At 34.4% G+C, this 25,162-nt stretch carries 22 protein-coding genes; 13 read left to right on the top strand and 9 right to left on the bottom strand.

What is annotated here, in order from left to right:
• Positions 1-64: 64 nt before the first annotated feature.
• Together metK and AB674_RS00360 are read left to right on the top strand one after the other, a co-directional pair.
• Positions 65-1,315, top strand: coding sequence for a methionine adenosyltransferase (metK, locus tag AB674_RS00365; RefSeq protein WP_047772842.1), 1,251 nt, complete (start codon positions 65-67; stop codon positions 1,313-1,315).
• Positions 1,316-1,420: 105 nt separating this feature from the next.
• Positions 1,421-3,181: a DUF4153 domain-containing protein gene (locus AB674_RS00360; protein ID WP_047772840.1), complete on the top strand. Its 1,761-nt coding sequence runs from the start codon at positions 1,421-1,423 to the stop codon at positions 3,179-3,181.
• Between the two features lie 110 nt (positions 3,182-3,291).
• On the opposite strand, the gene AB674_RS00355 is transcribed toward AB674_RS00360, so the two are convergent.
• Positions 3,292-5,505, bottom strand: a complete 2,214-nt coding sequence (locus tag AB674_RS00355; RefSeq protein WP_047772838.1) for a hypothetical protein — start codon at positions 5,503-5,505, stop codon at positions 3,292-3,294.
• Positions 5,506-5,813: 308 nt separating this feature from the next.
• On the opposite strand from AB674_RS00355, the gene AB674_RS00350 reads away from it, so the two are divergent.
• The 3 genes from AB674_RS00350 to AB674_RS00340 all read left to right on the top strand — a co-directional run bounded on the left by AB674_RS00350 (position 5,814) and on the right by AB674_RS00340 (position 8,033).
• Positions 5,814-6,629, top strand: a complete 816-nt coding sequence (locus AB674_RS00350; RefSeq protein WP_047772836.1) for a hypothetical protein — start codon at positions 5,814-5,816, stop codon at positions 6,627-6,629.
• Complete coding sequence (locus tag AB674_RS00345; RefSeq protein ID WP_047772834.1) at positions 6,629-7,243, top strand: deoxynucleoside kinase; 615 nt, start codon at positions 6,629-6,631, stop codon at positions 7,241-7,243. The genes AB674_RS00350 and AB674_RS00345 overlap by 1 nt, the downstream gene beginning before the upstream one ends.
• A gap of 421 nt (positions 7,244-7,664) precedes the next feature.
• Positions 7,665-8,033 carry a type II toxin-antitoxin system HigA family antitoxin gene (locus tag AB674_RS00340; RefSeq protein ID WP_047772832.1) on the top strand — a complete coding sequence of 123 codons (369 nt, stop codon included), beginning with the start codon at positions 7,665-7,667 and terminating at the stop codon, positions 8,031-8,033.
• Between the two features lie 51 nt (positions 8,034-8,084).
• Here AB674_RS00340 and AB674_RS00335 read toward each other — a convergent pair whose 3' ends face one another.
• From AB674_RS00335 to AB674_RS00310, 6 genes are all read right to left on the bottom strand, one after another.
• Positions 8,085-10,643 (bottom strand): sodium-translocating pyrophosphatase, encoded by a 2,559-nt coding sequence (locus tag AB674_RS00335; protein WP_047772831.1) that lies wholly within the window; start codon positions 10,641-10,643, stop codon positions 8,085-8,087.
• Positions 10,644-10,756: 113 nt separating this feature from the next.
• Complete coding sequence (locus AB674_RS00330; protein WP_047772828.1) at positions 10,757-11,287, bottom strand: inorganic diphosphatase; 531 nt, start codon at positions 11,285-11,287, stop codon at positions 10,757-10,759.
• A gap of 111 nt (positions 11,288-11,398) precedes the next feature.
• A complete protein-coding gene (locus AB674_RS00325; protein WP_047772826.1) occupies positions 11,399-11,998 on the bottom strand; it encodes a DNA-3-methyladenine glycosylase family protein in 600 nt (199 codons plus the stop codon).
• A 117-nt stretch (positions 11,999-12,115) separates the two neighbouring features.
• The gene (locus AB674_RS00320; protein WP_047772823.1) at positions 12,116-13,168 is read right to left on the bottom strand and encodes an acyltransferase; all 1,053 of its coding nucleotides are present in this window, start codon (positions 13,166-13,168) and stop codon (positions 12,116-12,118) included.
• A 35-nt stretch (positions 13,169-13,203) separates the two neighbouring features.
• A complete protein-coding gene (locus tag AB674_RS00315) occupies positions 13,204-15,705 on the bottom strand; it encodes a DUF5686 and carboxypeptidase-like regulatory domain-containing protein (protein WP_047772821.1) in 2,502 nt (833 codons plus the stop codon).
• Between the two features lie 67 nt (positions 15,706-15,772).
• Positions 15,773-16,750: a pyruvate dehydrogenase complex E1 component subunit beta gene (locus tag AB674_RS00310; RefSeq protein ID WP_047772819.1), complete on the bottom strand. Its 978-nt coding sequence runs from the start codon at positions 16,748-16,750 to the stop codon at positions 15,773-15,775.
• A gap of 478 nt (positions 16,751-17,228) precedes the next feature.
• Between AB674_RS00310 and AB674_RS00305 the strand changes: the two genes are divergently transcribed.
• From AB674_RS00305 to AB674_RS00290, 4 genes are all read left to right on the top strand, one after another.
• Positions 17,229-17,975, top strand: coding sequence for an electron transfer flavoprotein subunit beta/FixA family protein (locus tag AB674_RS00305; protein ID WP_047772817.1), 747 nt, complete (start codon positions 17,229-17,231; stop codon positions 17,973-17,975).
• A gap of 75 nt (positions 17,976-18,050) precedes the next feature.
• Positions 18,051-19,019, top strand: coding sequence for an electron transfer flavoprotein subunit alpha/FixB family protein (locus tag AB674_RS00300; RefSeq protein WP_047772815.1), 969 nt, complete (start codon positions 18,051-18,053; stop codon positions 19,017-19,019).
• A gap of 166 nt (positions 19,020-19,185) precedes the next feature.
• Complete coding sequence (locus AB674_RS00295; protein ID WP_047772813.1) at positions 19,186-19,809, top strand: bifunctional nuclease family protein; 624 nt, start codon at positions 19,186-19,188, stop codon at positions 19,807-19,809.
• A 76-nt stretch (positions 19,810-19,885) separates the two neighbouring features.
• Complete coding sequence (locus AB674_RS00290) at positions 19,886-20,737, top strand: thymidylate synthase (RefSeq protein WP_047772811.1); 852 nt, start codon at positions 19,886-19,888, stop codon at positions 20,735-20,737.
• 29 nt (positions 20,738-20,766) lie between these two features.
• Here AB674_RS00290 and AB674_RS00285 read toward each other — a convergent pair whose 3' ends face one another.
• On the bottom strand, positions 20,767-21,063 hold the full coding sequence (locus AB674_RS00285; RefSeq protein ID WP_047772809.1) for an isoamylase early set domain-containing protein: 297 nt from the start codon (positions 21,061-21,063) through the stop codon (positions 20,767-20,769).
• Positions 21,064-21,307: 244 nt separating this feature from the next.
• Between AB674_RS00285 and AB674_RS00280 the strand changes: the two genes are divergently transcribed.
• The 4 genes from AB674_RS00280 to AB674_RS00265 all read left to right on the top strand — a co-directional run bounded on the left by AB674_RS00280 (position 21,308) and on the right by AB674_RS00265 (position 24,403).
• Positions 21,308-21,655, top strand: coding sequence for a 2TM domain-containing protein (locus AB674_RS00280; RefSeq protein ID WP_047772807.1), 348 nt, complete (start codon positions 21,308-21,310; stop codon positions 21,653-21,655).
• Positions 21,656-21,666: 11 nt separating this feature from the next.
• Positions 21,667-22,149 (top strand): dihydrofolate reductase, encoded by a 483-nt coding sequence (locus AB674_RS00275; protein ID WP_047772805.1) that lies wholly within the window; start codon positions 21,667-21,669, stop codon positions 22,147-22,149.
• Between the two features lie 813 nt (positions 22,150-22,962).
• Positions 22,963-23,694, top strand: coding sequence for a bifunctional demethylmenaquinone methyltransferase/2-methoxy-6-polyprenyl-1,4-benzoquinol methylase UbiE (gene ubiE / locus AB674_RS00270; RefSeq protein WP_047772802.1), 732 nt, complete (start codon positions 22,963-22,965; stop codon positions 23,692-23,694).
• Position 23,695: 1 nt separating this feature from the next.
• Positions 23,696-24,403 carry a porin family protein gene (locus AB674_RS00265; protein WP_047772800.1) on the top strand — a complete coding sequence of 236 codons (708 nt, stop codon included), beginning with the start codon at positions 23,696-23,698 and terminating at the stop codon, positions 24,401-24,403.
• A gap of 9 nt (positions 24,404-24,412) precedes the next feature.
• Here the strand turns inward: AB674_RS00265 and AB674_RS00260 are convergent, their stop codons facing one another.
• A complete protein-coding gene (locus AB674_RS00260) occupies positions 24,413-25,141 on the bottom strand; it encodes a TrmH family RNA methyltransferase (protein WP_047772798.1) in 729 nt (242 codons plus the stop codon).
• Positions 25,142-25,162 lie beyond the last annotated feature (21 nt).

The raw sequence follows: 25,162 nt of genomic DNA, 5'->3' as shown, positions 1-25,162 counted from the left end.
CTTTAGCATTTTTTAGCAATTTTTTTACCTCGCTTAATTTTAATTATCTAATTAATAAATTATTATGGCTTATTTATTTACGTCAGAATCTGTTAGTGAAGGACATCCAGACAAAGTTGCAGATCAAATTTCGGATGCATTAATTGACAACTTTTTGGCATTTGATGCTAACTCAAAAGTAGCATGTGAAACTTTAGTTACAACTGGTCAGGTAATCCTGGCTGGCGAAGTAAAATCCAATACCTATCTTGATGTTCAACAAATCGCTCGTGAAGTAATCCGCAAAATCGGTTACACTAAGAGTGAGTATATGTTTGAAGCAAATTCTTGTGGAATTCTTTCAGCAATTCACGAACAATCTGCAGATATCAATCAAGGTGTTGACAGAGCTAAGCCAGAAGAGCAAGGCGCTGGGGATCAAGGAATGATGTTTGGTTACGCAACTAACGAAACAGAAAATTACATGCCTTTGGCACTTGATTTATCTCACAAATTATTACAGGAATTAGCCATCTTAAGACGCGAAAACAAAGAGATCTCTTATTTACGTCCTGATGCTAAATCACAAGTAACTTTAGAGTACAGTGATGATAACAAACCAACACGTATTGATGCTATTGTAATCTCAACTCAACACGATGATTTTGATGAAGAGACTGCCATGTTGGCTAAAATCAAAAAAGACATTATTGATATTTTGATTCCAAGGATCATTGCAAAAAATCCAGCTCACGCTCATTTATTCAATGATAAAATCCAATACCACATTAACCCAACAGGAAAATTCGTAATTGGAGGACCTCACGGAGATACTGGTTTAACAGGAAGAAAAATTATCGTTGATACTTACGGTGGAAAAGGAGCTCACGGTGGTGGTGCTTTCTCCGGAAAAGATCCAAGTAAAGTAGACAGAAGTGCTGCATATGCTACACGTCATATTGCTAAAAACTTAGTTGCTGCAGGTGTTGCTGACGAAATCTTAGTACAGGTTTCTTATGCAATTGGTGTTGCTCAACCAATGGGTATTTTTATCGATACTTACGGAACTTCTAAAGTAAACTTAACGAATGGTGAAATCGCTAAAAAAGTAGAGGCTATCTTTGATATGCGTCCTTACTTTATCGAACAACGTTTGAAATTAAGAAATCCAATTTATAGCGAAACTGCAGCTTACGGACACATGGGACGTAAACCTGAAACGGTAACAAAAACTTTTTCTGCTCCGGGAGGAAACGAAAAAACAGTTACTGTTGAGTTATTTACATGGGAAAAACTTGATTTTGTTGACCAGGTAAAAACTGCTTTTGGATTGTAATTTCAATCTAAAATCTATATAAAAAAAGGCTTTCTAAAAATTTAGAAAGCCTTTTTTTATAGCTGTTTATTTACTTTCTTTAATGTTTAAAATAACAGTTAAAATATGAGTAAATTACCTTCGTTACAAAACGTCATAAAAGCCACACAAAGAACAGTGCTTCGATTCCCTCTGGAAACGCTCACTGCCATTCTCGGAACTATTTTCGCTATAATTCTACAAGAAAAAAAATATGGTGGACCACAGGAGTTTTACATAAAAGCAGTCATGAGCTGCTCGCTTTGTCTGATTTTATTTCTTTCAGTCAGTTTATATTTCCAAGCTTCAAAAAAAAGCAATTTATTACGTTTTTTAAGCAGTTTTATTCTAGGCAGTTTACTTATTGCGTTTGTTTTTAGTTTTAAAAAAAATATTACGGATGTAGAAGCTCAAGAATTTTTAGTCCTCAATATTGCTTTACACTTACTGGTTTCCTTTGCCGGCTTTTTACCTAAAACTTACCATCAGGAGGAATTTTGGGAATTCAACAAACAACTTTTTCTCCGAATTCTGACTGCCGGACTATATAGCATGGTTCTTTACTGCGGTTTGGCATTAGCCATATTGGCGATCGAAAAACTGTTTGGTTTTGAATTTTACGATCGAATTTATCTTTATATCTTCTTTACTATTACGGGCGTTTTCAATACCATTTTCTTTTTAAATGGGGTTCCTGAAACTAATAATCAGGAAAATCCATTACAATTGAGTTATCCAAAAGGTCTTAAAAACTTTACTCAATTTATATTATTACCCTTGATAAGTCTTTACCTGATAATTCTTATTTGTTACGAAGCCAAAATCCTGATCACACTATCATTACCCGTAGGTTGGGTTTCTTATCTTGTTTTAGTATTTGCTATTTTTGGAATCCTTTCTTTTTTACTGGTACATCCGATTGCAAATGAAAAAGGCAACCTTTGGATGAAAACCTTTAATCGTTGGTTCTACTTTTTACTAATTCCTTTACTGGGTCTCTTGTTTTGGGCTATTTTGTACCGAATCAACTTGTATGGTTTCACACACGAAAGGTATTATGTATTGTTATTGTCGATATGGCTGGGGGTTGTTGTTTTATATTTTTTAATTCAAAAGCAACCTAAGATTAAGTTCATTCCGATAAGCATGTGCCTTGCAGGATTATTTTCTATTGTTGGACCGCAAAGTGCTAATTCGGTTTCAAAAAACAGTCAGCTATCTCGATTTCAATCTTATATACAAAAAGACAAAGCAAAAAAATTAACCTTTGAACAAGAACAGGATTTCAGCAGCATTGTATCTTTTTTAGAGGAAAATTATGGCGTTGAAATTATGGTTCCTTACGCTGAAAAAGAATTAAAACCACTGCTTAAAAAGGATAAATTCCCAAGTGATTACGAAATAATGAAAGCACTGGGTTATGAATACAGATCAATGTATGAAGAAAAAGAGGATACTTCAATAAATTATTCTTATTATGAAAACGACCAAACTTCGATACAAAACATTCATGGTTTTGACATGTCTTTCCATTTATCAGATAACAGTAAGTTTGAATGTATCGACTGCATAAAAATTGAGAATAAAAGTTATTCCATTTACGCCAAAACAAAAGACTATGGTACTGATTTAACTATTAATGGAGAGGTTGTTCCTTTAAAAATTATTCCTTTTATTAATGAAAATACCGGCTTTGGATCGCATCCAACAGATCAAAAAATCACCCAACTAATAGAGACTGATAAATACCGTATTCTGCTTACTTATCTTAATGTCTCCGGAGAATTAGAGAAGAAGAAAAAAGTCATTACTTATTATCAAATAAAAGTAATGATTGGTGTCAAATAACAATTGTTGGTCGTAAACAATAAGTTTAGGCGGTAAGCTTGAAGCCGAAATCACTAAAAAAAACGCGACAGATTTAAGAAACCTGTCGCGTTTTTTTAATAAATTAAATTCTAATATGTACCGTTTTGCATTTTTTCCAGAACTACTTTCATTTCGTTTACTGTTTCTTCGTCCTGAACCGTACCGGAGTACTGCAATGCTTTTTCCTGAGTTTCGATCCCTTTTTCTTTTTGTCCGTCTTTATAATACAACTGCGCTAATGTATCTAAATAGTACGGATTGTTTTTCGTTATAATCAGACTGTATTCAGACCAATCAATTGCGGCTTTTACAAAGTCAATGTTTTCCGGTTCTGAAACTACTTTCCAGGCAGCTGAATTACACAGTTCAGAGTAATATTCTTTTAAGGAATTCCATCCATCAAAAGAATATTCATCAGAAGTATTAAATGTCTGGTACAATCCGTCTAATCTTTCAAACGGATTACCTTTTTCTAATGATAAATACTCTTTAAAGAAACCACCAAACTCTTTCGTATAGGCAGGCTCCTCTTCCAAAATAGCAAAATAACTTTTATAACAAAAAAAGCTGCCCTTACCGGATGTGATTAGCTTTTTATAAGTCTTAATGATTTGATTCTTATTTGCTTTCTCCGAACTTTCATCCCCTAAACCATACCCATTTGTCTGCAAAGCGGTTGAAATTTCATCCGTTAAAGAAACGTTTAACGGTCTGCTATAGCCTGTTCCTTCCAGACCTTTTGTTGCTTCAATCGCATCATAATGTTTAATTAAATAATCAATCGCAAGAAAATCAGTACCGTTAAACATTCTGTCTTCATTAAAAAACAACTTATAAAATCCTTGATTCTTAATTTCCTGCAGGATCGCTTCAACCAAAAGCATGTTCGGCTTCGTATCTTTTTGATGTGTTTCAATTAATTTTTTCCAGATTTGTAAAACCTCCTTTTTATTAAACGTGAATTTGCCCAACTTAAAACCTGTCGAAGCTATTTCATCTATCGTCTCACCACCAGCCTCATAATCCTTCAAAATGGAGACTTGGTTAAAAGCCGAAACCAGCTCAGCATCTGTTGCTTTTTTATTTCTGATTACCTTATTAAAAGTATACAAAGCATTGGCTTTCTCCAGTTTTTTTGGAAACCCATTATAAAAATTAAACTCTGCTTTTTCGTCTTCTAAAGTAGTCTTCGAACTAGTCAAAACAGCACCATCACCATTTAAAATAGCCACAGCAGGATTATTTAACAACTTATTCTTTTTAAGCCAATTTTTATCATCAGCACTCGCTAAATAGTAATTAAAAACATCAAATTGAGCGTTATAAGCATCGTACATATTAGCTGAAACTTCTGCTTCGCGTTCTTTCACAAACTGATCAAAATCGGCTTTCGCAAAAGAATTCTCATCGTTTGAATAAACGACCAAAAATTTTGTTTTTGCATTTTTAGTTGCTGCAATAGCATCCTTTAAATTATTTTCGATTTTAAGTTTAAAATCGAACTTCGGAGACTCATATTCATTCTCATTTATACCGGCGATACTATCCGAAGTAACGGCTTCGACACCAAAACCTTCATCAACCAAAGCCTCTTTGCCCGGATAAGTCCAATTAGCAATATTTTGGCTTTCAAGAGCTGTAACTTTTACTTCACTATCTAATTTCTGCTCTTTTTCATTTACAAAAGTCAACGGGTTCTTCCCTCCTTTATCTGATATTCGAAGCCCATTGGTTTTCCTGTCCAAAAATCCGGAAATTTTTAAGTCACCCGAAAGATCCGAATTGTATTTAATGGTTACTTCTGCAACATCCTTTGGCAAAGCGTACTTACAAAGTTTAGTCTCAGTTTCGTGACCTTCTAATACTAAATATAAAAAATCGCTTTTATCAATATCAAATATGAGGTCCGCCTCTCTCCATTCCGGATCAATTTGGGTCTTAATATCTGAAAGTTTTTGATATTGAACGGCTTCATTTCCTTTCTGCGTTCCTATGTAAAAGGGATAAAAAGAAGAATCTATAAATTTAATTTTAATTTTTTTCGCCTTCTTATCCTTTACAAAAGCAAGATCAAAACCTTCCTCTACACTCTTATTTTGAGAGAACAATAAGGAATCTCCTTTTATATTGTAATCGCCGGAATACAATATAAATTCGTACTTGTTATTCTCTAATAAATTTAGTTTGATTTTTTGTCCTCTGTTTGTTGATAGATAACTTCCTTTCTCGATACTTTTTGTTTGAGAAAAAGAGGCCGACATTAAACAAATGAACAGTGAAAAACTCCATATAAAATTGCGCATGCTTCTATTCTTTTTGGATTGTTAATTTTGCGCAAAGATATTTCATTCTTACTCAAATTACAGTCACAAAATTCTATTTTTTAGTGATTAAAATACTACAAAAACTCTATTATCTCAAAAACACTTTATACGCGGCGGAATAGTCTATTTCAAAACAAAACTTAAAGACGTCCAGACCTTTACCCTATCAACTCCTGAAGCTATAACATAAACAGTAGCATTCTAAAAAGGTCTTGCCACAAAATCTAATCTCCTACGCTATTTCTACTATAGTTTTTTGTAATTTGGCTCTTAGAAACCAGAGTATCATGAGCCAAACAGTGCGCCGTTTTTTAATAATCTTTTTTATCGCCGGTTACTCCACAGTATTCTTTGCGCAAGGCCAGAAAATAAAGCCTGATACTATTTCTCATTTAAAAATTGATGCTGATGAATTTCTGGGATACGATTCTTTTGGGTATTATTATTTGATAAAAGATAATGTCTTTCGAAAAATTAAAGGCAATGAGACTTTTGAGTACAAAAATGTTTCTTTAGGAAATTTAACTAAAGTCGACCTGCAAAATCCGCTTAAAATGGTTTTGTTTTACGAAGACTTTAATAGTGTTATATTACTCGATAATCAATTGAATAAAATCACGGAGATTAATTTTTCTCAAAACAATATCCCAATTGTAGTTCCGTTTATAGGTATGTCAACGCAGAATCAACTTTGGGTTTATAACACATTAAACCAACAAATTGGACTTTTCGACTATCTGAAGAATGAATATAAAATCGTTTCGACTCCATTGACCGAAACGATCCAATATTATCAAACCGATTTTAATGCTTTTTATTGGATAGACAAGAAAAACAACTGGTTCTCCTGCGATATTTTCGGAAAAATAACAGCTCTGGGGAAAGTCCCTGATTTTGATAAAATCGAAATTATTGACCAACACCAATATATTTTCAGGACAAACAATTTATTGTATTTTAAAAGCAGTTCAGATACAAATTCGAGTACAATTTCTGAAATAGAAATTTCAGAAAAAACCTTTGATAAATTCTGCTACAAAGACCAAATTTTATCTATTTTTACATTTAAAGAAATCATCAATTATAAAATCGTAACACCGTAATGCACATAGCAATAGCAGGAAATATAGGCGCTGGTAAAACAACATTAACCAAGTTACTGGCCAAACATTTTAAATGGGAACCTCATTATGAAGATGTGGTAGACAACCCGTATTTAGATGATTTCTACCATCAAATGGAACGTTGGTCCTTTAATTTACAGATTTACTTCTTAAACAGTCGCTTCCGTCAGGTATTGCAAATTCGCGAAAGTGGTAAGAAAATCATCCAGGACAGAACGATTTATGAAGATGCTCATATTTTTGCTCCCAACTTATATTCGATGGGATTAATGACCAGTCGCGATTTTGAAAACTACACTTCCTTATTCGAATTAATGGAATCGTTGGTGAAAGCACCCGATTTATTGATCTACCTAAGAAGTTCTATTCCTAATTTGGTTGGACAAATTCACAAACGCGGACGCGAGTACGAAAACTCCATTTCGATCGAGTATTTAAGCCGTCTGAACGAAAGGTACGAAGCCTGGATTCAGACCTACACAAAAGGAAAATTATTAATTATCGATGTTGACAACATCAATTTTGTTGATAATCCCGAAGATCTGGGAAATATCATCAACCGAATTGATGCCGAATTGAACGGATTGTTTTAACAGCAAATCAGACGAATATAAATCCCCCTTATTCAAAAAGTAAGGGGGATTTTTAGTTTACAACTTATTGCTTATTTTTAGAGACTTGAAATAATTGGATTAAGATATCAAGTTCAAAAGTTGTAGAGCAATAAAAAATTGGATGTAAAAAATTAGCTTATTTAAAAAAAACACTCCGTTTGTCATTTCGACGAAGGAGAAATCACACCAGGATTTCCGCATAGTGAGTGACCATTCTTTGTCGAGTTACGTGTGTGATTTCTCGTACCTCGAAATGACAAACGGAGTGTGTTTTGATCTTAATCCAAACAATTTTCGAAGCTACAGAAAATTAATTACGATACTCAAATTGTCTACATTCTATTTGTTGGAATTCATGATGAATACCACAATCTAAAAGACATTAAAAACTTATAGCAATATGGAAATAAAACCTATAAAAACAGAAAAAGATTATGACTTAGCACTTGAAAGGGTAAATACTCTTTTCAACGCTAAACCAAATACCAGTGAAGGTGATGAATTAGATATTTTGGTAACACTTATAGAAAAATATGAACAAATACATTATCAAATTTCTGAACCCGATCCAATTGAAGCCATAAAATTTATGATGGAGCAAAATGGCCTTACAGACGCAGATTTAGGAGTTATCTTAAATAGTCGCTCCAGAGTATCTGAAATCTTTAAGCGCAAAAGAGCTTTGACCATAAAACAAATTAGAATTTTAAACGAGGCCCTTCACATCCCTGCCTCAACTTTAATTAAAGAATACGCCTTAAATCAATAAAAAATGCCTCTGGAAATCCAGAGGCATTTTTATTTTTATGCCACAGCACTTTTATTTTGCTGCTTCAATTTTTGCTTTAACTTCTTCTTCTGTTCCTTCAAAAACTTCCGTAGTTGTTTTTCCGTTTTCCGTTTTGGTCACTGTTCCTTTTGTAACACCATCTACGGTAGATAAATTAACCTCAAGACGTTTTTTCTCATATTTACTTGTATCAAAACAATCTGTTTTTTGATGTACATATTTTCCGTTTGCATCAAAATTAGCCAGACATTTTGCAGTCTCTTCCGGTGTGCAGCCTTTTTCTTTACACATTTTAACACATTCTTCTTTGGTCATTCCTGCCATTAAAGATTCATCACCACATTTCGAATGTCCTGCATGTATTTCCGTTTTTTTGCAACAGGAAGCAGCCATTCCGGCTGTATCTGTACCGTGTCCTTCTCCTAAGATTGGTGCAATGACCAAACCAATCAAACAAGTCAGTTTAATTAAAATATTCATTGATGGACCTGAAGTATCTTTAAACGGATCTCCAACTGTATCTCCGGTTACCGCTGCTTTGTGCGCATCCGATCCTTTATAAGTCATTTCACCATTAATCATAACTCCGGCTTCAAAAGATTTTTTAGCATTGTCCCAGGCACCTCCTGCATTATTTTGAAAAACAGCCCAAAGTACACCCGAAACAGTAACACCGGCCATATATCCTCCAAGCATCTCAGCAATTAACTGATTGTTATCGGCATAAACCAATTTTCCTAACAATACAATTGCAATAGGAAAACCAATGGTTAAAATTCCAGGCAACATCATTTCGCGTAAAGCTGCCTTAGTAGAGATTTCAACACATTTTCCATATTCCGGTTTTCCGGTTCCTTCCATAATTCCAGGAATTTCCTTAAACTGACGACGTACTTCGTACACCATGTCCATTGCTGCTTTTCCTACCGAATTCATGGCTAAAGCCGAGAACACTACCGGAATCATTCCTCCTACAAATAACATTGCTAAAACGGGTGCTTTAAATATATTGATTCCGTCAATTCCTGTGAAAGTCACATAGGCCGCAAACAAAGCCAATGAAGTCAAGGCGGCTGAAGCAATCGCAAATCCTTTTCCGGTTGCAGCAGTTGTATTTCCTACTGAATCTAAAATATCTGTTCTGGTACGAACTTCTTTTGGTAATTCGCTCATTTCTGCGATTCCTCCGGCATTGTCAGAGATTGGACCAAAAGCATCAATTGCCAACTGCATTGCTGTAGTGGCCATCATTGCTGATGCCGCTAAGGCTACTCCGTAAAACCCTGCTAACGCATAGGAAATCCAAATGGCGGCTGCGAATAATAATACGGTTGGAAAAGTAGAAATCATTCCTGTAGCCAAACCTGCAATAACATTGGTTCCTGCTCCTGTTGATGATTTTTGCACAATTGCCAAAACCGGTTTTGTACCTAATCCTGTATAATATTCTGTAACGGATGAAATGGCTCCACCAACTACTAATCCAACCAAAGTAGCATAAAAAACTCTCATTGAAGAGATCTGTTGTGCTCCTTCTCCAAAGAATTCCATTGTCATTACTTCAGGTAACATGTGTTTTACCAAAAAGAAACAGGCAATTGCCGTTAAAACAATCGAAACCCAGTTTCCTATATTTAATGCTTTTTGTACTTGTGCTTCTTTTGCATTATCATCTGAGATTTTTACCAATGTTGTTCCGATAATCGAAAATAAAATTCCGAAACCGGCAATTGTCATTGGCAATAAAATTGGGCCTATTCCGCCAAAAGCGTCCTGAATATTTCCGCCCATATCTTTAATCACATAGTTTCCTAAAACCATTGCGGCTAATACCGTTGCAACATAAGATCCGAATAAATCGGCTCCCATACCGGCAACATCACCTACATTATCTCCTACGTTATCTGCAATTGTTGCCGGATTACGAGGATCATCTTCCGGAATTCCGGCTTCAACTTTACCCACTAAATCAGCACCAACATCGGCAGCTTTCGTGTAAATTCCACCACCAACTCTGGCAAACAAGGCGATTGATTCTGCTCCTAATGAAAATCCGGCCAATGTTTCCAAAACAACGGTCATCGTTTCTGTATCTTTCCAAACTCCATCGGAAAACAGCGTAAAGAAAATTATAAAAAAGGTGGTTAAACCTAAAACTGCCAAACCGGCAACACCCAGTCCCATTACCGTTCCTCCTCCAAAAGAAACTTTTAAAGCTTGCGGTAAACTTGTACGGGCAGCCTGAGTGGTTCTAACGTTAGTTTTAGTAGCGATCTTCATCCCTATATTACCAGCGTAAGCAGAGAAGAGTGCTCCAAAAATAAAGGCAACTACAATTAATAAATGTGTTTTAACTCCCGGAATAAAGGTAATTCCTGCCAATGCAACACTTGCAATAATCACAAAAATTGTCAATAATCGGTATTCTGCTTTTAAGAAAGCAAGCGCCCCTTCATAAATGTGATCTGAAATCTCTTTCATTTTGCCGTCGCCGGCATCTTGTTTTAAAACCCAACTCCTTTTTATTCCCATGAAAAGTAATCCTAAAACTGCCATGACAATTGGCAGGTAAATCATAAATGCATTCATAATATTGTAATGGTTTTTTGGTTAATAGTCAACAAACTAGCAAAACGAATTTAAACAAAAAAGCAATACTCCTGACGGAGTATTGCTTTTTTTATAAAATACAAAGGTTAAAATTATTTAATACTAAACAATCCCTCTGGTTTATTTTCGATATCATCAAAACGTTTTGTGCACTCTGCAATAATAGCAAATGCTTCGTTTACATCTCCCCATCCTTCAACATCAACCTTTTTGTTTTCAAGATCTTTGTAAACCTGGAAGAAATGCTCGATTTCTTTTACTAAGTGTGGGTTTATGTCTGACAAGTCTGTTAATGAGTTCCAGATTGGATCTGAAACAGGTACACAAATAATTTTCTCGTCTGGTCCTTTATCGTCTGCCATGTGGAAAACACCGATTGGTTTTACTTCCATAACACATCCTGGGAAAGTTGGTTCAGTTACCAAAACCAATACGTCAAGAGGGTCACCGTCAAGTGCTAAAGTTTCCGGAATAAATCCGTAATCAGCCGGGTACATCATTGAAGAGAATAACATTCTGTCGAAACGCATTCTTTTAATTTCAAAATCGTACTCATATTTATTTCTGCTTCCTCTTGGTATTTCGATTAATACATCGAAAGTTGTTAGTTTGTCTGCGGTCATTTTTGTTTTTTATTAATTCTATAATTTCGGTTGCAAAAGTAACTAAAGAATCTATGTTTACAATAAAAAAACCGCTTAAATTATCTGCATTATCTTTTAAAAAACAAGCATTTAATAGGTAATTTTTCTATTTCGCTTATTTAAGTAATAATGCCAGAGCAAATAGGTCGCATAAGATCGGTAAGGACTCCATTGCCGGGCATGAATTTCCATTTCCTGTTTATCATGAATATCCAACAATTCTTTGATGGTATTTACCACTGCGATATCTCCAAGCGGAATTAAATCGGGCTCCTGCAAACAAAACATCAGATAGATATCAATAGTCCAGTTTCCGATTCCTTTTAGCCTTATGAGCTCCTCACGTACTTGTTGCGCCGATTTTATCGCTAAACTTTCAATGTCTAATTCTCTGCTTAAAACAGCTTCCGCTAAAATTTTGATATACAGTGTTTTTTGACGACTCACACCAAGGGCTCTAAACTCTTCGTCAGACAAAACAGCCATTGTTTCAGGATTACAGATGGTATAGGCTTTTATTTTCAAGAATGTAGCTTTTGCTGAATCTATAGAAACCTGCTGCTCGAGTATGAGCAATACTAATGTTTCAAAACCTTGTGGACGTTTTGGAATTGGGGGTAATCCGTATTTATCAATTATTTCCTGAAATATTGGATTTTTACCGGAGAGGAAATCGATAGCTTCTTGCATAAGGTGGATTTTAGCGTCTTCCAAAATTAACTAAAATTATGGATTTATTCTATGCGAAAACATTGAGTCATCAAATTCCAAACGGCCTTGTTATCCTACATTTTTTTCTATTTTCAATTATCCTGAAATATACTTTCCATAAGGAAGTCTATTTACACAATAGATAATTAATGCTGATATAGACAAACATAAAGCACTAGTAATTGGAATTGCCAAAACAGGATTTATAAAGTCATAGTCAATACCCAAAGACACCAAAAATCGAAGAACTAAAATATGAACCAAATAAATTCCATAACTATAGGTATTTATAAAATTGATTATCTGAACAAGGACAGGATTTGAAATTTTTGAATTTTTAAAGTAAATAAACAATCCAGCAGAAACAATTACAATATTAAAAGTCAGCCCTCCATAAAAATATTCATTAAAACGATTCTCTGCAACTGATAAAAAATAAGTACCAAAAATGGTGACGATTATACCTAAGAAAAACAACAATAAAGAAATTTGCTTGAGTGTTTTTACATCATATTTAAATGACTTAATTGACAAATAATACCCTAAGATCAGATAACCCAAAAAACCCGCAAAATAGGTAAAATCAACATTAATTCGAAATTCACGAAAAATAGGCTGATTTAGAAATAAAGTAAAAACCCAGATCGCTATAAAGTACAGTATCTCTTTTTCATTGGCATTCTGAACCCATTTACTTAGGATTGGCATAAAAAGATATATCCCAATAATCATGTAAATATACCATAAATGAAAGGAACTTCCTGTTGCAATCAGATTAAGAGCCAGTTTACTCCCCTCTAATAATGACATCTCAGGATGCACTAAAGAGGCGTCACGCAAAGCCAATAGCACATAAAAAAAACTCCAAAAGAGAAAAGGTAAAATAATTCTGGAGAACTTCTTTTTCAGAAAATCACCTAATTCGTATTTTTTGTTGAGCATTAACGCTCCGGTGAGCATCAGGAAAATCGGCACACAAAAACGAACTATGCTGTCATATACATTTCCTGTCCACCAAACAAAATTGGAGATATTCCCATATTTATAAAGGATATCACACGCTACATGAACAAAAATTACGCTAATAGTGGCTAAAACCCTAAGATTAGTTGTCCAATTTAAATTACTAGTTTCTACAGTTGTACTCATAGAAACTAAATTAACAAAAATATATTTACCTTTTACTAAAAATAAAAGCCGAACGATCCTTTTACTGCAAATTTATTTGCATCAGGTGTATTTAAGTAACTTCCTCTCCAAGAGAAATCGATTCGGAATACTTTGAATATATTTCCAATACCGGCATTGTACTCCCAATACACATTTTCCGGTGCATTATAAGGCTGCTGTGAGGCATTTATAGCTCGGTTGGCATTAGATATAGTACCGTGAACGGCTTTTATCCCTACAAACTCTCTCCAGTTTAATTTCCTCATAAAAGGAACTCTGGAGAACAATCTTCCACCAAAATCATGGTTCCATTGTAAAGTAGTATACTGATCCGTTATGAATTCATAGAAATTCAAGTTACTAAAGGTATTCTCAATCGTAAAATAAGTTTGATTTCCCGGTATTACACTCATTAACCCCAGCGGAATAGTTTCGAAAGTTTTCCCGGTTTCAAGAATAATATTCGATCTTCCTAAAGGTCCGATAATAATGGGTTGCTTGTAGAACAATTGAATTTTTTCGTAGGCAAAATCACTGTCTAAAACACCTTTAAGTCCATAACTGAAATTAACAAAGAAATGACTAAAAGGGCTATCAACAAGTTTTCGTTCTACACCAAAACCAATCGTTTTGCGATTTGGCATAAATTCGAATTGAATGTTTGCTTCGAATTGTTTTACCGCACTTGCTACAACTCCGGCAGGATTTGCAGTTGTTGGCAAAGTCGTATAATAATCTAAACTAAACGTTGGCGAAGCCGATTCTAATGTTCGATACGAAACACCGGCCTGGAAAACGAAATTTTTCAATGGTTCCATTTCGAAGGAAACATTGCTTAAATTGATATTCGTTAATTTTCCGTTACTGCCTGTTGTAAACAAAGCTGAGGACGCAAAACTTCTTCCTAAAATGTCATTGGTTGTAGTTAAACTGGCACCAATCTGCTCGATGTCCCGCCTGTTTCCTCCAGAGATAATGATTCGGTTTTTCTTATCCAACATCCATTTTCCGGAAACACCATATTTAAATTTATTGTCATCAAAACCATACGCCGTGTATGCCTGTATACGCCAAGGATCGTTTGGCCCAAAATAGGTACGACCTCCTACACGCAAACGCAAACCTTCGACTTCATTGTACCCAAATGTGGAGAAAATAGGTCCGTAATCAAAGTTTTTAAACTCGACATAACCACTTCCTAATATCGAAACTAAACTATAAAGTTGCTTGAATTTTTTAACTGTTTGCAACGTGTCAAGCATTTTATAAATACCGGCTTCGTCTTTATTTAGTTTTTCAAAACGATTTTCTTCCCAAAATTCAGGTGGGCGGTCATAAACCACGTTGTCTATAAAATTGACTTCTTCTTTATAAAATTTATCGGGCTTAGGAATATTAAATTTATGATTCCTGAACAGTGTGGTTCGTTTACCATAAACTCCTTTTGATTTCTCTTTTTTATTCAAAGCAAAATCAGACATCATATAGTCACGGGTTAACAGAAAAACGGAGTCATTTTGCACATCAAATTCCTGTTCGATATAAATGTCTTTTACCCAGTTAATATTGGCGCTTTTGGTAACGGCCATATTTATTTTTTTGATGGCAAAAGTGGTGTCATTTACCCAAAAATCTCCTTTAAAAGTCAGTTCATTTTTACGTCTTGGATAAAAAACAATGTTGTAACACCATTTTTTATCGATATAAGTACTGTCTTTCAATACATAGTTATACACATCAATTCCTGTTCTTGAAAGTGGGCTCGTAAAGCTCTTATCAAAGAATTTCAGATGGTTATCGTAAATATTGTAATCGGAATAAAGATCCTTTACAAAAGCCTGAATTTGCTGATTACCATTAAATCCTGACGTTTTGTTTCCGGTAATATTTTCTTTTATTTTCTTAATTTTGTTGTCCCCGTAAACATCGTACACCGATTCGCTTATAAAAATAGGCAGATAGGTTTTTCCTGTAACTTCAGAGGTATCAACGTGTTTGAATACAAACTCCATTCCTTTAAAGAGTTTGTTTTTCATGAAAGCACTGTCAATCGTATTCATATCGAATTCGACTTTTTCGTACTTCTGCATTTGATATTGATTGAACTGGTACAAACCGTTTTTACGTTTTCGTTCCCATATTTTCCTCAAAATATCCAATGCCGGATTGTTCTTTTTGGATGTTTTTCCTGTAAAAATAACAACTTCATTAAGCGCTTCCGCTTCACTTAAAACAATCTTAAAATCATAATTTACCGCTTTCTCTAACGTAATTTCTTTATCAGAAAATCCTGCCGAGCTCACTAGTAAAATCGTATAGGTATTAGGGGATTCCAGATAAAAACGTCCATCTTCATTAGAAACAATTCCTGTACTTGAGCCTTTAAAAACAACATTGGCAAACGGAATTGGCTGATTAGATTTGTCTAAAACAATTCCGCTCACTTTAGTTTGTGCAGTAGCGATATTCACAAATGCAAATACAAAAAACAGGCTAAATAGAATTATTTTTTTCATCATCTGGTAAAAAAAAACTTCATCAATTAAATATGACTGATGAAGTTTTATAAGTGTTGTTTAAGAACTATTTGTACATTACTTTCTTTACTGCTTTTACAACGTCAGCTGCGTTTGGCAACCAGTCTTTTAGTAAAACAGGAGAGTAAGGTGCAGGAGTATCTGCAGTTGTAATACGTTGAATTGGCGCATCAAGGAAATCGAACGCTTGTTCCTGAACGATATACGTTATTTCAGAGGAGATACTTGCAAATGGCCAAGCTTCTTCTAAGATTACTAAACGGTTTGTTTTTTTAACAGAAGTAAGAATAGCATCTTTATCCATAGGACGAACTGTTCTTAAATCGATGATCTCACAAGAGATTCCTTCTTTAGCTAATTCATCAGCAGCAATAAAAGCTTCTTTGATGATTTTTCCGAAAGAAACAATCGTAACATCTTTTCCTTCACGTTTAATATCAGCAACTCCTAATGGAATCGTGTATTCTCCGTCCGGCACTTCACCTTTATCACCATACATTTGCTCTGATTCCATAAAAATTACAGGATCATTATCACGAATAGCTGATTTTAAAAGTCCTTTTGCATCATAAGGAGTTGAAGGTACAACCACTTTAAGACCCGGAGTATTAGCAAACCAGTTTTCTAAAGCTTGTGAGTGAGTTGCTCCTAATTGACCTGCAGAAGCAGTTGGTCCACGGAAAACGATAGGCACATTAAATTGTCCACCTGTCATTTGACGCATTTTAGCAGCATTATTTATAATTTGATCAATACCAACTAAACAGAAGTTAAAAGTCATATACTCTACGATAGGACGACAACCATTCATAGCTGATCCTACTGCAATTCCTGTAAAACCAAGTTCCGCAATCGGAGTATCAATTACTCTTTTTTCGCCAAACTCAGCAAGCATTCCTTTTGAAGCTTTATAAGCTCCATTGTATTCTGCGACTTCCTCGCCCATTAAATATATGGATTCATCGTGACGCATTTCTTCGCTCATCGCTTCACAAATGGCCTCTCTAAATTGTATTGTTCTCATATTTATATTGTATGTTGAATTTTCTGAAGAGCAAAAATAAATATTTTAAATAACTTAAAAGCATAAATTAAATTTAAAATCACAGGAACTTCACTCTCGCTTTAGGTTTTTACTCTAAAAAAAATATTGAGATATTTACGAAATCGATATATTAACGTTTTTATTCTTTAAATAGTATTTTAATAACAAACTCCATTTTATTTGTTTGATTACAATTAAAAAATACAAACTATTTTAAAACTACGCCATAAATCACATCATTTTCATCGATTATCAGACAACACAAGATTGCAAAATCCCTAAGAATCAACAAAAAAGAATGTATATTTGTTTTTGTTTTCCGATGAAAGGTCATCGAAAATGCGGAATCCTCGAAATCGTAATAGTTTTCAAAAAATATTATGCATGCATAGTATATTATTTCGATTTTAATTTCTAAATTTGTAAATGAATATTATAACTATAAACTATCATACTTATGAAAATATTAGTTTGCATCAGCCATGTGCCTGATACTACTTCAAAAATTAACTTCTCAAATGGTGACTCAGAATTCGATACCAATGGTGTACAATATGTAATTAATCCTAACGATGAGTTTGGTTTAACACGTGCAATCTGGTTCCAGGAACAACAAGGAGCTACAGTAACAGTAGTAAATGTTGGAGGCCCTGATACTGAACCAACTTTACGTAAAGCTTTAGCAATTGGAGCAAACGAAGCAATTCGCGTAAACGCAAACCCAACTGATGGTTTTTTTGTTGCAAAACAACTTGCTGAAGTAATCAAAAATGGTGGTTACGATTTAGTAATTGCCGGAAAAGAGTCTTTAGATTACAACGGAGGAATGGTTCCGGGAATGATCGCAGGAATTACAGGTTCTAACTTTTTAAACTCTTGTACCAGCATAACAGTTGAAGGTAACAATGTAAAAGCCGTTCGTGAAATTGACGGAGGAAAAGAAACTGTAAGCACTACTTTACCTTTAATTATTGGAGGTCAAAAAGGTCTTGTTGAAGAAAAAGACTTGCGTATTCCGAACATGAGAGGAATTATGACTGCAAGAACAAAAGCACTTACTATTCTTGAGCCGGTTGACGCTCCTGTAAATACAAAAGCGGTTAAATTTGAAAAACCAGCTCCTAAATCAGCAGTAAAATTAGTTGCTCCTGATAATTTAGATGAGTTAATCAATTTATTACACAACGAAGCGAAAGTAATCTAGTAATCAGTATTTAGTCACAGTTTTCAGTTAACCAACTTGAAACCTGAAACTTTAAACTTCTAAACAAAAAATAGTATGTCAATATTAATATATGCAGAATCTGCAGAAGGAAAATTTAAAAAAGTTGCTTTTGAATTAGCTTCATATGCTAAAAAGGTAGCCGAAACTTTAGGAACAACAGTAACCGCTTTAACCGTTAACATTAGTGACGTAAGCGAATTATCAAAATACGGAGTAGACAAAGTTTTAAAAGTAAACAACGACAAATTAGCTGGTTTTACTGCAAAAGCGTATGCTGATGTAATCAAACAAGCTGCTCAAAAAGAAGGAACAAAATTAGTTTTACTTTCTTCTACAACAGACAGCATTTACCTTTCATCACTTGTAGCGGTGTCTTTAGAAGCTGGATTTGCTTCTAATGTCGTTGGTTTACCGGTTAGCACTTCTCCTTTTCAGGTAAAAAGAAATGCTTTCTCTAACAAAGCTTTCAACATTACACAAATCGATACCGATGTAAAAGTGCTTGGTTTAGCTAAAAACTCTTACGGAATTTTCGAAAGCGCTGGATCTGCAACTGAAGAAGACTTTAACCCAACTATTGGAGACAATGACTTTGGAGTAAAAGTAGAATCAGTAGAAAAAGTAACCGGAAAAGTTTCAATCGCTGATGCTGACACGGTAGTTTCTGGTGGACGTGGACTAAAAGGTCCTGAAAACTGGGGATTAATAGAAGATTTAGCTGCTGTTCTTGGTGCAGCAACTGCTTGTTCTAAGCCGGTTTCTGACTTAGGCTGGAGACCTCACAGCGAGCACGTTGGACAAACAGGAAAACCAGTTGCAACTAACCTTTATATTGCAATCGGAATCTCCGGAGCTATTCAACATATTGCAGGAATCAACTCCTCTAAAGTAAAAGTAGTTATCAACAACGATCCTGAAGCGCCTTTCTTTAAAGTAGCAGATTACGGTGTAGTTGGAGATGCATTTGAAATTGTACCACAATTAATTGAGAAACTAAAAGCTTTTAAAGCACAACATTCTTAGATCTCAAAATTCTCTATAAAAATATAGCTGCCTAAAAACAAGATAATCGTATCTTTGCTTTAGGTAGCTTTTTTGTTCCATATTTTTTGATTAAAATTGCACCTTTATTTTTCAATCAAAAAAAGTATTAAAATGAGGCATTAATTGCCCTTTTTTACCCACATATATGAGTCTAGTAAAACTATCCATAAAAGGAATATCATACAGTCAAACTCAAAATGGTGCTTATGCCCTTATTTTGAATGAAGTCGATGGCGAAAGAAAACTTCCCATTGTTATTGGTGCTTTTGAAGCCCAATCGATTGCTATTGCCTTAGAAAAGGAAATAAAACCTCCTCGCCCATTAACGCACGATTTATTCAAAAACTTCGCAGAAAGATTTGATATTGTAGTCAAACAAGTCATCATTCACAAACTTGTTGATGGTGTTTTTTATTCGAGTTTAATTTGCGAAAGAGACAAAATCGAAGAAATCATTGATGCCAGAACATCTGATGCGATTGCTTTAGCATTGCGCTTTAACGCTCCAATTTTCACTTACAAAAACATACTGGATAAAGCCGGAATTTATTTAAAATCAAATTCTGCAGACACCGATCAGGGTGCTCAGGAAATAGATGATGTACTGTCAAATCCGGAGACTTTTGGACGCGAAGAAGAAAGCAATCAATCCGGTGATGTTTATGCCAAACATAGCTTACAAGAACTAAACGATCTTCTGGATCAGGCAGTTTCTCAGGAAGATTATGAAAAAGCAGCTAAAATCAGAGACGAGATTTCGAAAAGATAAACATTCTGTTTAATCGTTAAACCGTTTATTTGTGAAATCGATTAAACGATGCAACAGTCAAACGAATAAACCAACTATGAAACAATACTTAGATTTAGTACAACATGTTTTAGAAAACGGTTGTCAAAAAGGAGACCGTACAGGAACAGGAACAAAAAGTGTTTTTGGCTACCAGATGCGTTTTGATTTAAGTGAAGGTTTCCCAATGGTTACGACCAAAAAGTTACACTTAAAATCGATCATATACGAATTGCTTTGGTTTTTAAAAGGCGATACCAATATTGCTTATCTTCAGGAAAACGGAGTTAAAATTTGGGACGCATGGGCAGATTCAAATGGTGATTTAGGACCAGTTTACGGGCATCAGTGGCGCAATTGGAACAGCGAAGAAATCGATCAGATCTCTGAATTAATTACCGAATTAAAAACTAATCCAAATAGCCGAAGAATGTTGGTTTCTGCATGGAATCCTTCGGTTTTACCTGATACAAAAAAATCATTTGAGGAGAATGTAGCAAACAACAAAGCCGCTTTGCCGCCCTGTCATGCCTTTTTCCAGTTTTACGTAACAAGTCCTGATGAGACTAAAGGAGAAACAAAAGGAAAATTATCCTGTCAGCTCTACCAACGAAGTGCCGATATCTTTTTAGGAGTACCTTTTAATATCGCTTCTTATGCACTCTTAACGATGATGATCGCACAAGTTTGCGATTTGGAACAGGGAGAATTCATTCACACTTTTGGAGATGCACACATCTACAACAATCATTTTGAACAACTGGAACTGCAATTAACACGCGAACCAAAACCATTACCAAAAATGATTTTAAATCCGGAGATTAAAAACATTTTTGATTTTGATTACAAAGATTTCACCTTATTAGATTACGAACCACACGCCGGTATAAAAGGCAGTGTTGCTGTATAAATACAAAATCCGCTTTTTAGCGGATTTTTTTATACTACCAGTACACTATTTTCGCTTCCTGCGAAATCATTCCATTGATACGAGTCTGCTTCGGGATCATTAACATAACTTCCGTCAATTACATATTTAAACTCGTAGATCGAATCTTTAACCAAGTCGTAAGTAGCTTTAAAAGTTCCGTTTTTCAACTTACTCAAAGTACCTTCCTGGGCATTCCAATTGTTAAAATCCCCAACCACAGCTACCGCACTAGCCTCTTTAGCATCAATTGAAAATGTAACTTTACATACCGGTTTTGTTTTTACAAACTGTTTTTTCAAAGCCATAACTATTTAATTTTTAGATTAGTACACCTAAATTACACAAATTCAACTGAACATTCAACATCGGGAAAACCGATTTATGATAATATCAAAAAGGGATTCTATTTTTTTCTCTATTCCTAATTAATTCCATCTTTAATTTTGGATTTCAGATAATTAACTCTTTTAAAAATAAATAATCCATGTTCAAAATATTGTGATTTCAAAATAAATTCTAACTTTATAATCTCATTATTTTTTAAATCTTATGGAAAAAGAAGTGCACGAACAATACGAGTATGCCAGAAGAAGAATCAGACAGAAAAAAGTATTATATTTTCATTTCGTCCTTTTTCTTATAGGCAGTTTGTTTTTATTTATTGCCAATAGGTTTTTTGGATTTGGTGTTACCACTACCAATCAAAATTGGTGCGTTTGGGCGATTACAATATGGCTTTTTATATTTATACTCCATTTTATAAAAGTCTATATAACAGACCGATTCATGAATAAAAACTGGGAAAGAGAACAAATTGACAGACTTGTTGCTTTACAACAAAAAAGAATCAGTCAATTAGAATCAAAAATAAACGAGGATACCGAAAATAAAATTTAGTTCAGAATACCATGATTATAATGATAGCGGCAGTTGCCGAAAACAATGCTCTTGGAAAAAACAATGAATTGGTTTGGCACTTACCAAATGATTTCAAAAGATTTAAAGCGCTTACAACGAACCACCATATCATAATGGGAAGGAAAACTTTTGAGAGTTTTCCAAAACCTTTACCAAACCGGACTCATGTGGTGATAACGCGTCAGGAAAACTATCAGCCCGAGGGTTGCATTGTAGTAAAAAGCATCAGTGAAGCAATCGCAAAATGCCCAAAAAACGAAGATTCTTTCATTATTGGAGGAGGAGAAATCTATGCCCTAGCAATGCCTTTTGCTGATGTTTTAGAAATAACAAGGGTACATCACAGCTTTGAAGCGGATACTTTTTTCCCTGATATCAATAAAGACGAATGGCTGCTAGTAGAATCTGAAACTAATCTAAAAGACGAAAAACATCTTTACGACTATACTTACGAAACTTTCGTTAAAGCATAAAATTAAAAAACATCCTCAAAACGAGGATGTTTTTAATAAAAAATGATCTCCAACTTAGGACTATTCAAGAGTAGAATTTGATAAAAATAACAATCATCTGACATAAATGATTGTTATAAAATTGGATTCGATTTTTTTGAGACACTACTCAAAAAAAGCCTTTAACACCAAATACCACGAAGGCATTAAAGGCAAAGAAAATTAAAATTTCCAAAAACAAATTTAATCCTAAGAACGTATTGCGCTTTAAAAAGAGTATCACTACAAGAGCCATACTTTAAAAAACTACTACAAGAACAAATAAATAACAAGCACGGGGAAATTCATTTGATTTAAGTCACTAAGTTGTCAATAATCATTACAAATTCAGATTAACAACAGAACAAAATTGGCCATAAATTCTTACCCCCACAATACCCACTTACCGTGATTTTTGTAAAATACCCTTTTATGGTTAGGGTAAAAAAACCAATACGGATCAAGTTCAGAAGCTGTGGGGAAGTAAAAATTACAACGCTTTTTTCATAAAGAGAAACTATCTTTAAAACTTTTCTGCCAATTCTTTCCTATGCATAAAACACTTCACTTTCGCCTCTTCAAATAAAGATGAATTCCACAAGAAGCTAAAAGTAAATCTAAAATGAACTTACATCACTTATATGGTTTAAATACACCCTCAGTTAACCCCTATTTTGGAACCTAATCCGCCAATACTTCGCTAAATTTCTCCTTTTCTGAAACATTTGATTTACAAATTAAAAAACTGAATTACAGTTAAAGAAGATTTGTATTATATTTGCGTAAATAAAAAAAATGTCTGAAAAAATAACTCCGTATAAAAACTCTACATTAGGCAAAAAAGAACAAGTTGCTCAAATGTTTGATACGATCTCTGGGAACTATGATAATTTAAACCGCGTAATTTCATTTGGAATTGATATTAAGTGGAGAAAGAAGGTATTAAAAATAGTTTCTGATACTAAACCAAAAATCATCCTTGATATTGCCACCGGAACAGGTGATTTAGCTATTTTAATGGCACAAACGAATGCAGAGAAAATCATTGGTTTAGATATTTCAGCAGGAATGCTTGAAGTTGGAAAAAGAAAAGTAGAGGAAAAAAAATTATCAAATGTTATTGAGTTAGTTTTAGGAGATTCTGAAAACATCCCTTTTGAAGACAATCATTTTGATGCCATCACTGTTGGTTTTGGTGTACGAAACTTCGAAAATCTGGAAAAAGGTTTTGCTGAAATCCTAAGGGTTCTAAAGCCAAATGGTGTATTTGTAATTTTAGAAACTTCTGTACCGGACAAAACACCTTGCAAACAAGGCTATCGTTTTTACACGAAAAATATACTTCCACTAATCGGAAAATTATTCTCAAAAGACAATTCCGCTTACGGTTATTTATCTGAATCTGCCGCTGCTTTTCCTTATGGTGAAGCGCTGAACAATATTTTACGAAAAATTGGGTTTATAGATGTAGTGGCTATGCCTCAAACTTTTGGAGTTGCAACCATTTACTCTGCTTCTAAGAAATAGTATGAAAAAAACAGTAATCTTAATTTTATTAGCCTTATCGACAAAGGGATATTCACAATTTGCTAAAAACATGTTTAGCAAAGACCCTATTACTAACCTCGAAAACTGGCAAAAACAACGAGTCTATTTTGGTTATTACCTTGGCTTTAATAGTTTCGACTTTAAGTTTGATTACAAAAATCCCGTACAACAGGATATTCAGGTAAAAAAAACAACCGGTTTTAATGTTGGAGTTGTTGCCGATTTAAGATTGCAGGAATACATCAACCTGCGCTTTGAGCCGGGCTTGTATTATACCAAGCGTGACTTGTATTACCCACTTCCCGATAAAAAAGATTATTTGAGAGAGGTAAACAGCACCTATATTCATTTTCCATTATTGTTAAAATTCTCTGCTTTGCGAACCGGAAATATCCGTCCTTATTTGGTTGGAGGAATGTCAACAACATTGAATCTGTCCAGTAATGCAAAATCGGAAGATGATAATCACGAGCAAAAATTCAGAGTTAAACAATGGACTGCTGCTTATGAGCTTGGTTTTGGAATTGATCTTTTTACCGAATATTTTATTTTCTCTCCTTCTATTAGGGGTATGTTTGGAATTTCGGATGAATTGATTCGAGACAATCCGGGCACACCAAGTCCTTGGACAGACAATATTGATTCTATGAAATCGAGAGCGATTTTAGTAAATTTCACTTTTCATTAAAACAAAACACTAACTATTTCGTTTAAACTCACTGAGAATAATTGCTGTTGCGGTAGCTACATTTAAACTTTCGGTTTTTTGCAGCTCTCCAAATCTTGGAATTGTGAGTCGGCTTGTAACCCTTTTTTCAATCTCTTCAGAAATACCGTTGGCTTCATTACCCATAATAATGATCCCGTCCTGCGGTAAATTAGATTGATAAATGTTCTCTCCGTTCATAAATGTTCCAAAAACAGGCAATTTTGTTTGTGAAAGAAACGTGTCTAAATCGACATAATTTACATTTACCCTGGTGATAGACCCCATTGTGGCCTGTACAACTTTTGGATTGTAAATATCAACGGTTTCTTTTGAACAAATAAGTTGCTTAATTCCAAACCAATCACACAAACGTAAAATGGTTCCCAAATTTCCCGGATCACGGATATCATCTAACGCCAGGATTAAACCGGTATCGTTAATTTTGTTTTCTGATGGCATTTTGAAAACTGCCAGACAGGTATTTGGAGTTGACAAAGCACTTATTTTCTTAAGTTCCTGCTCATTGATAAGCGTGCGCTTTGAAGAATGAACGGTTTCAAAATCATTTTGCGTAGTATACAAATGTTCTAATTCAAAGTTAGATTGCAAGAGTTCCTGAATCACTTTCACTCCTTCGGCGAAAAATAACTGATTTGCAAAACGTTGCTTTTTTTGATGTAAACCTGATATAAGCTTTATTTGGTTTTTACTAACCATAAAATAATGTACTTTTGAATT

It is taken from the genome of Flavobacterium sp. ABG, assembly GCF_001027725.1.
In the GTDB taxonomy this organism is placed as follows: Bacteria; Bacteroidota; Bacteroidia; order Flavobacteriales; family Flavobacteriaceae; genus Flavobacterium; species Flavobacterium cupriresistens.
This window is presented reverse-complemented; position numbering and strand designations above follow the sequence as displayed.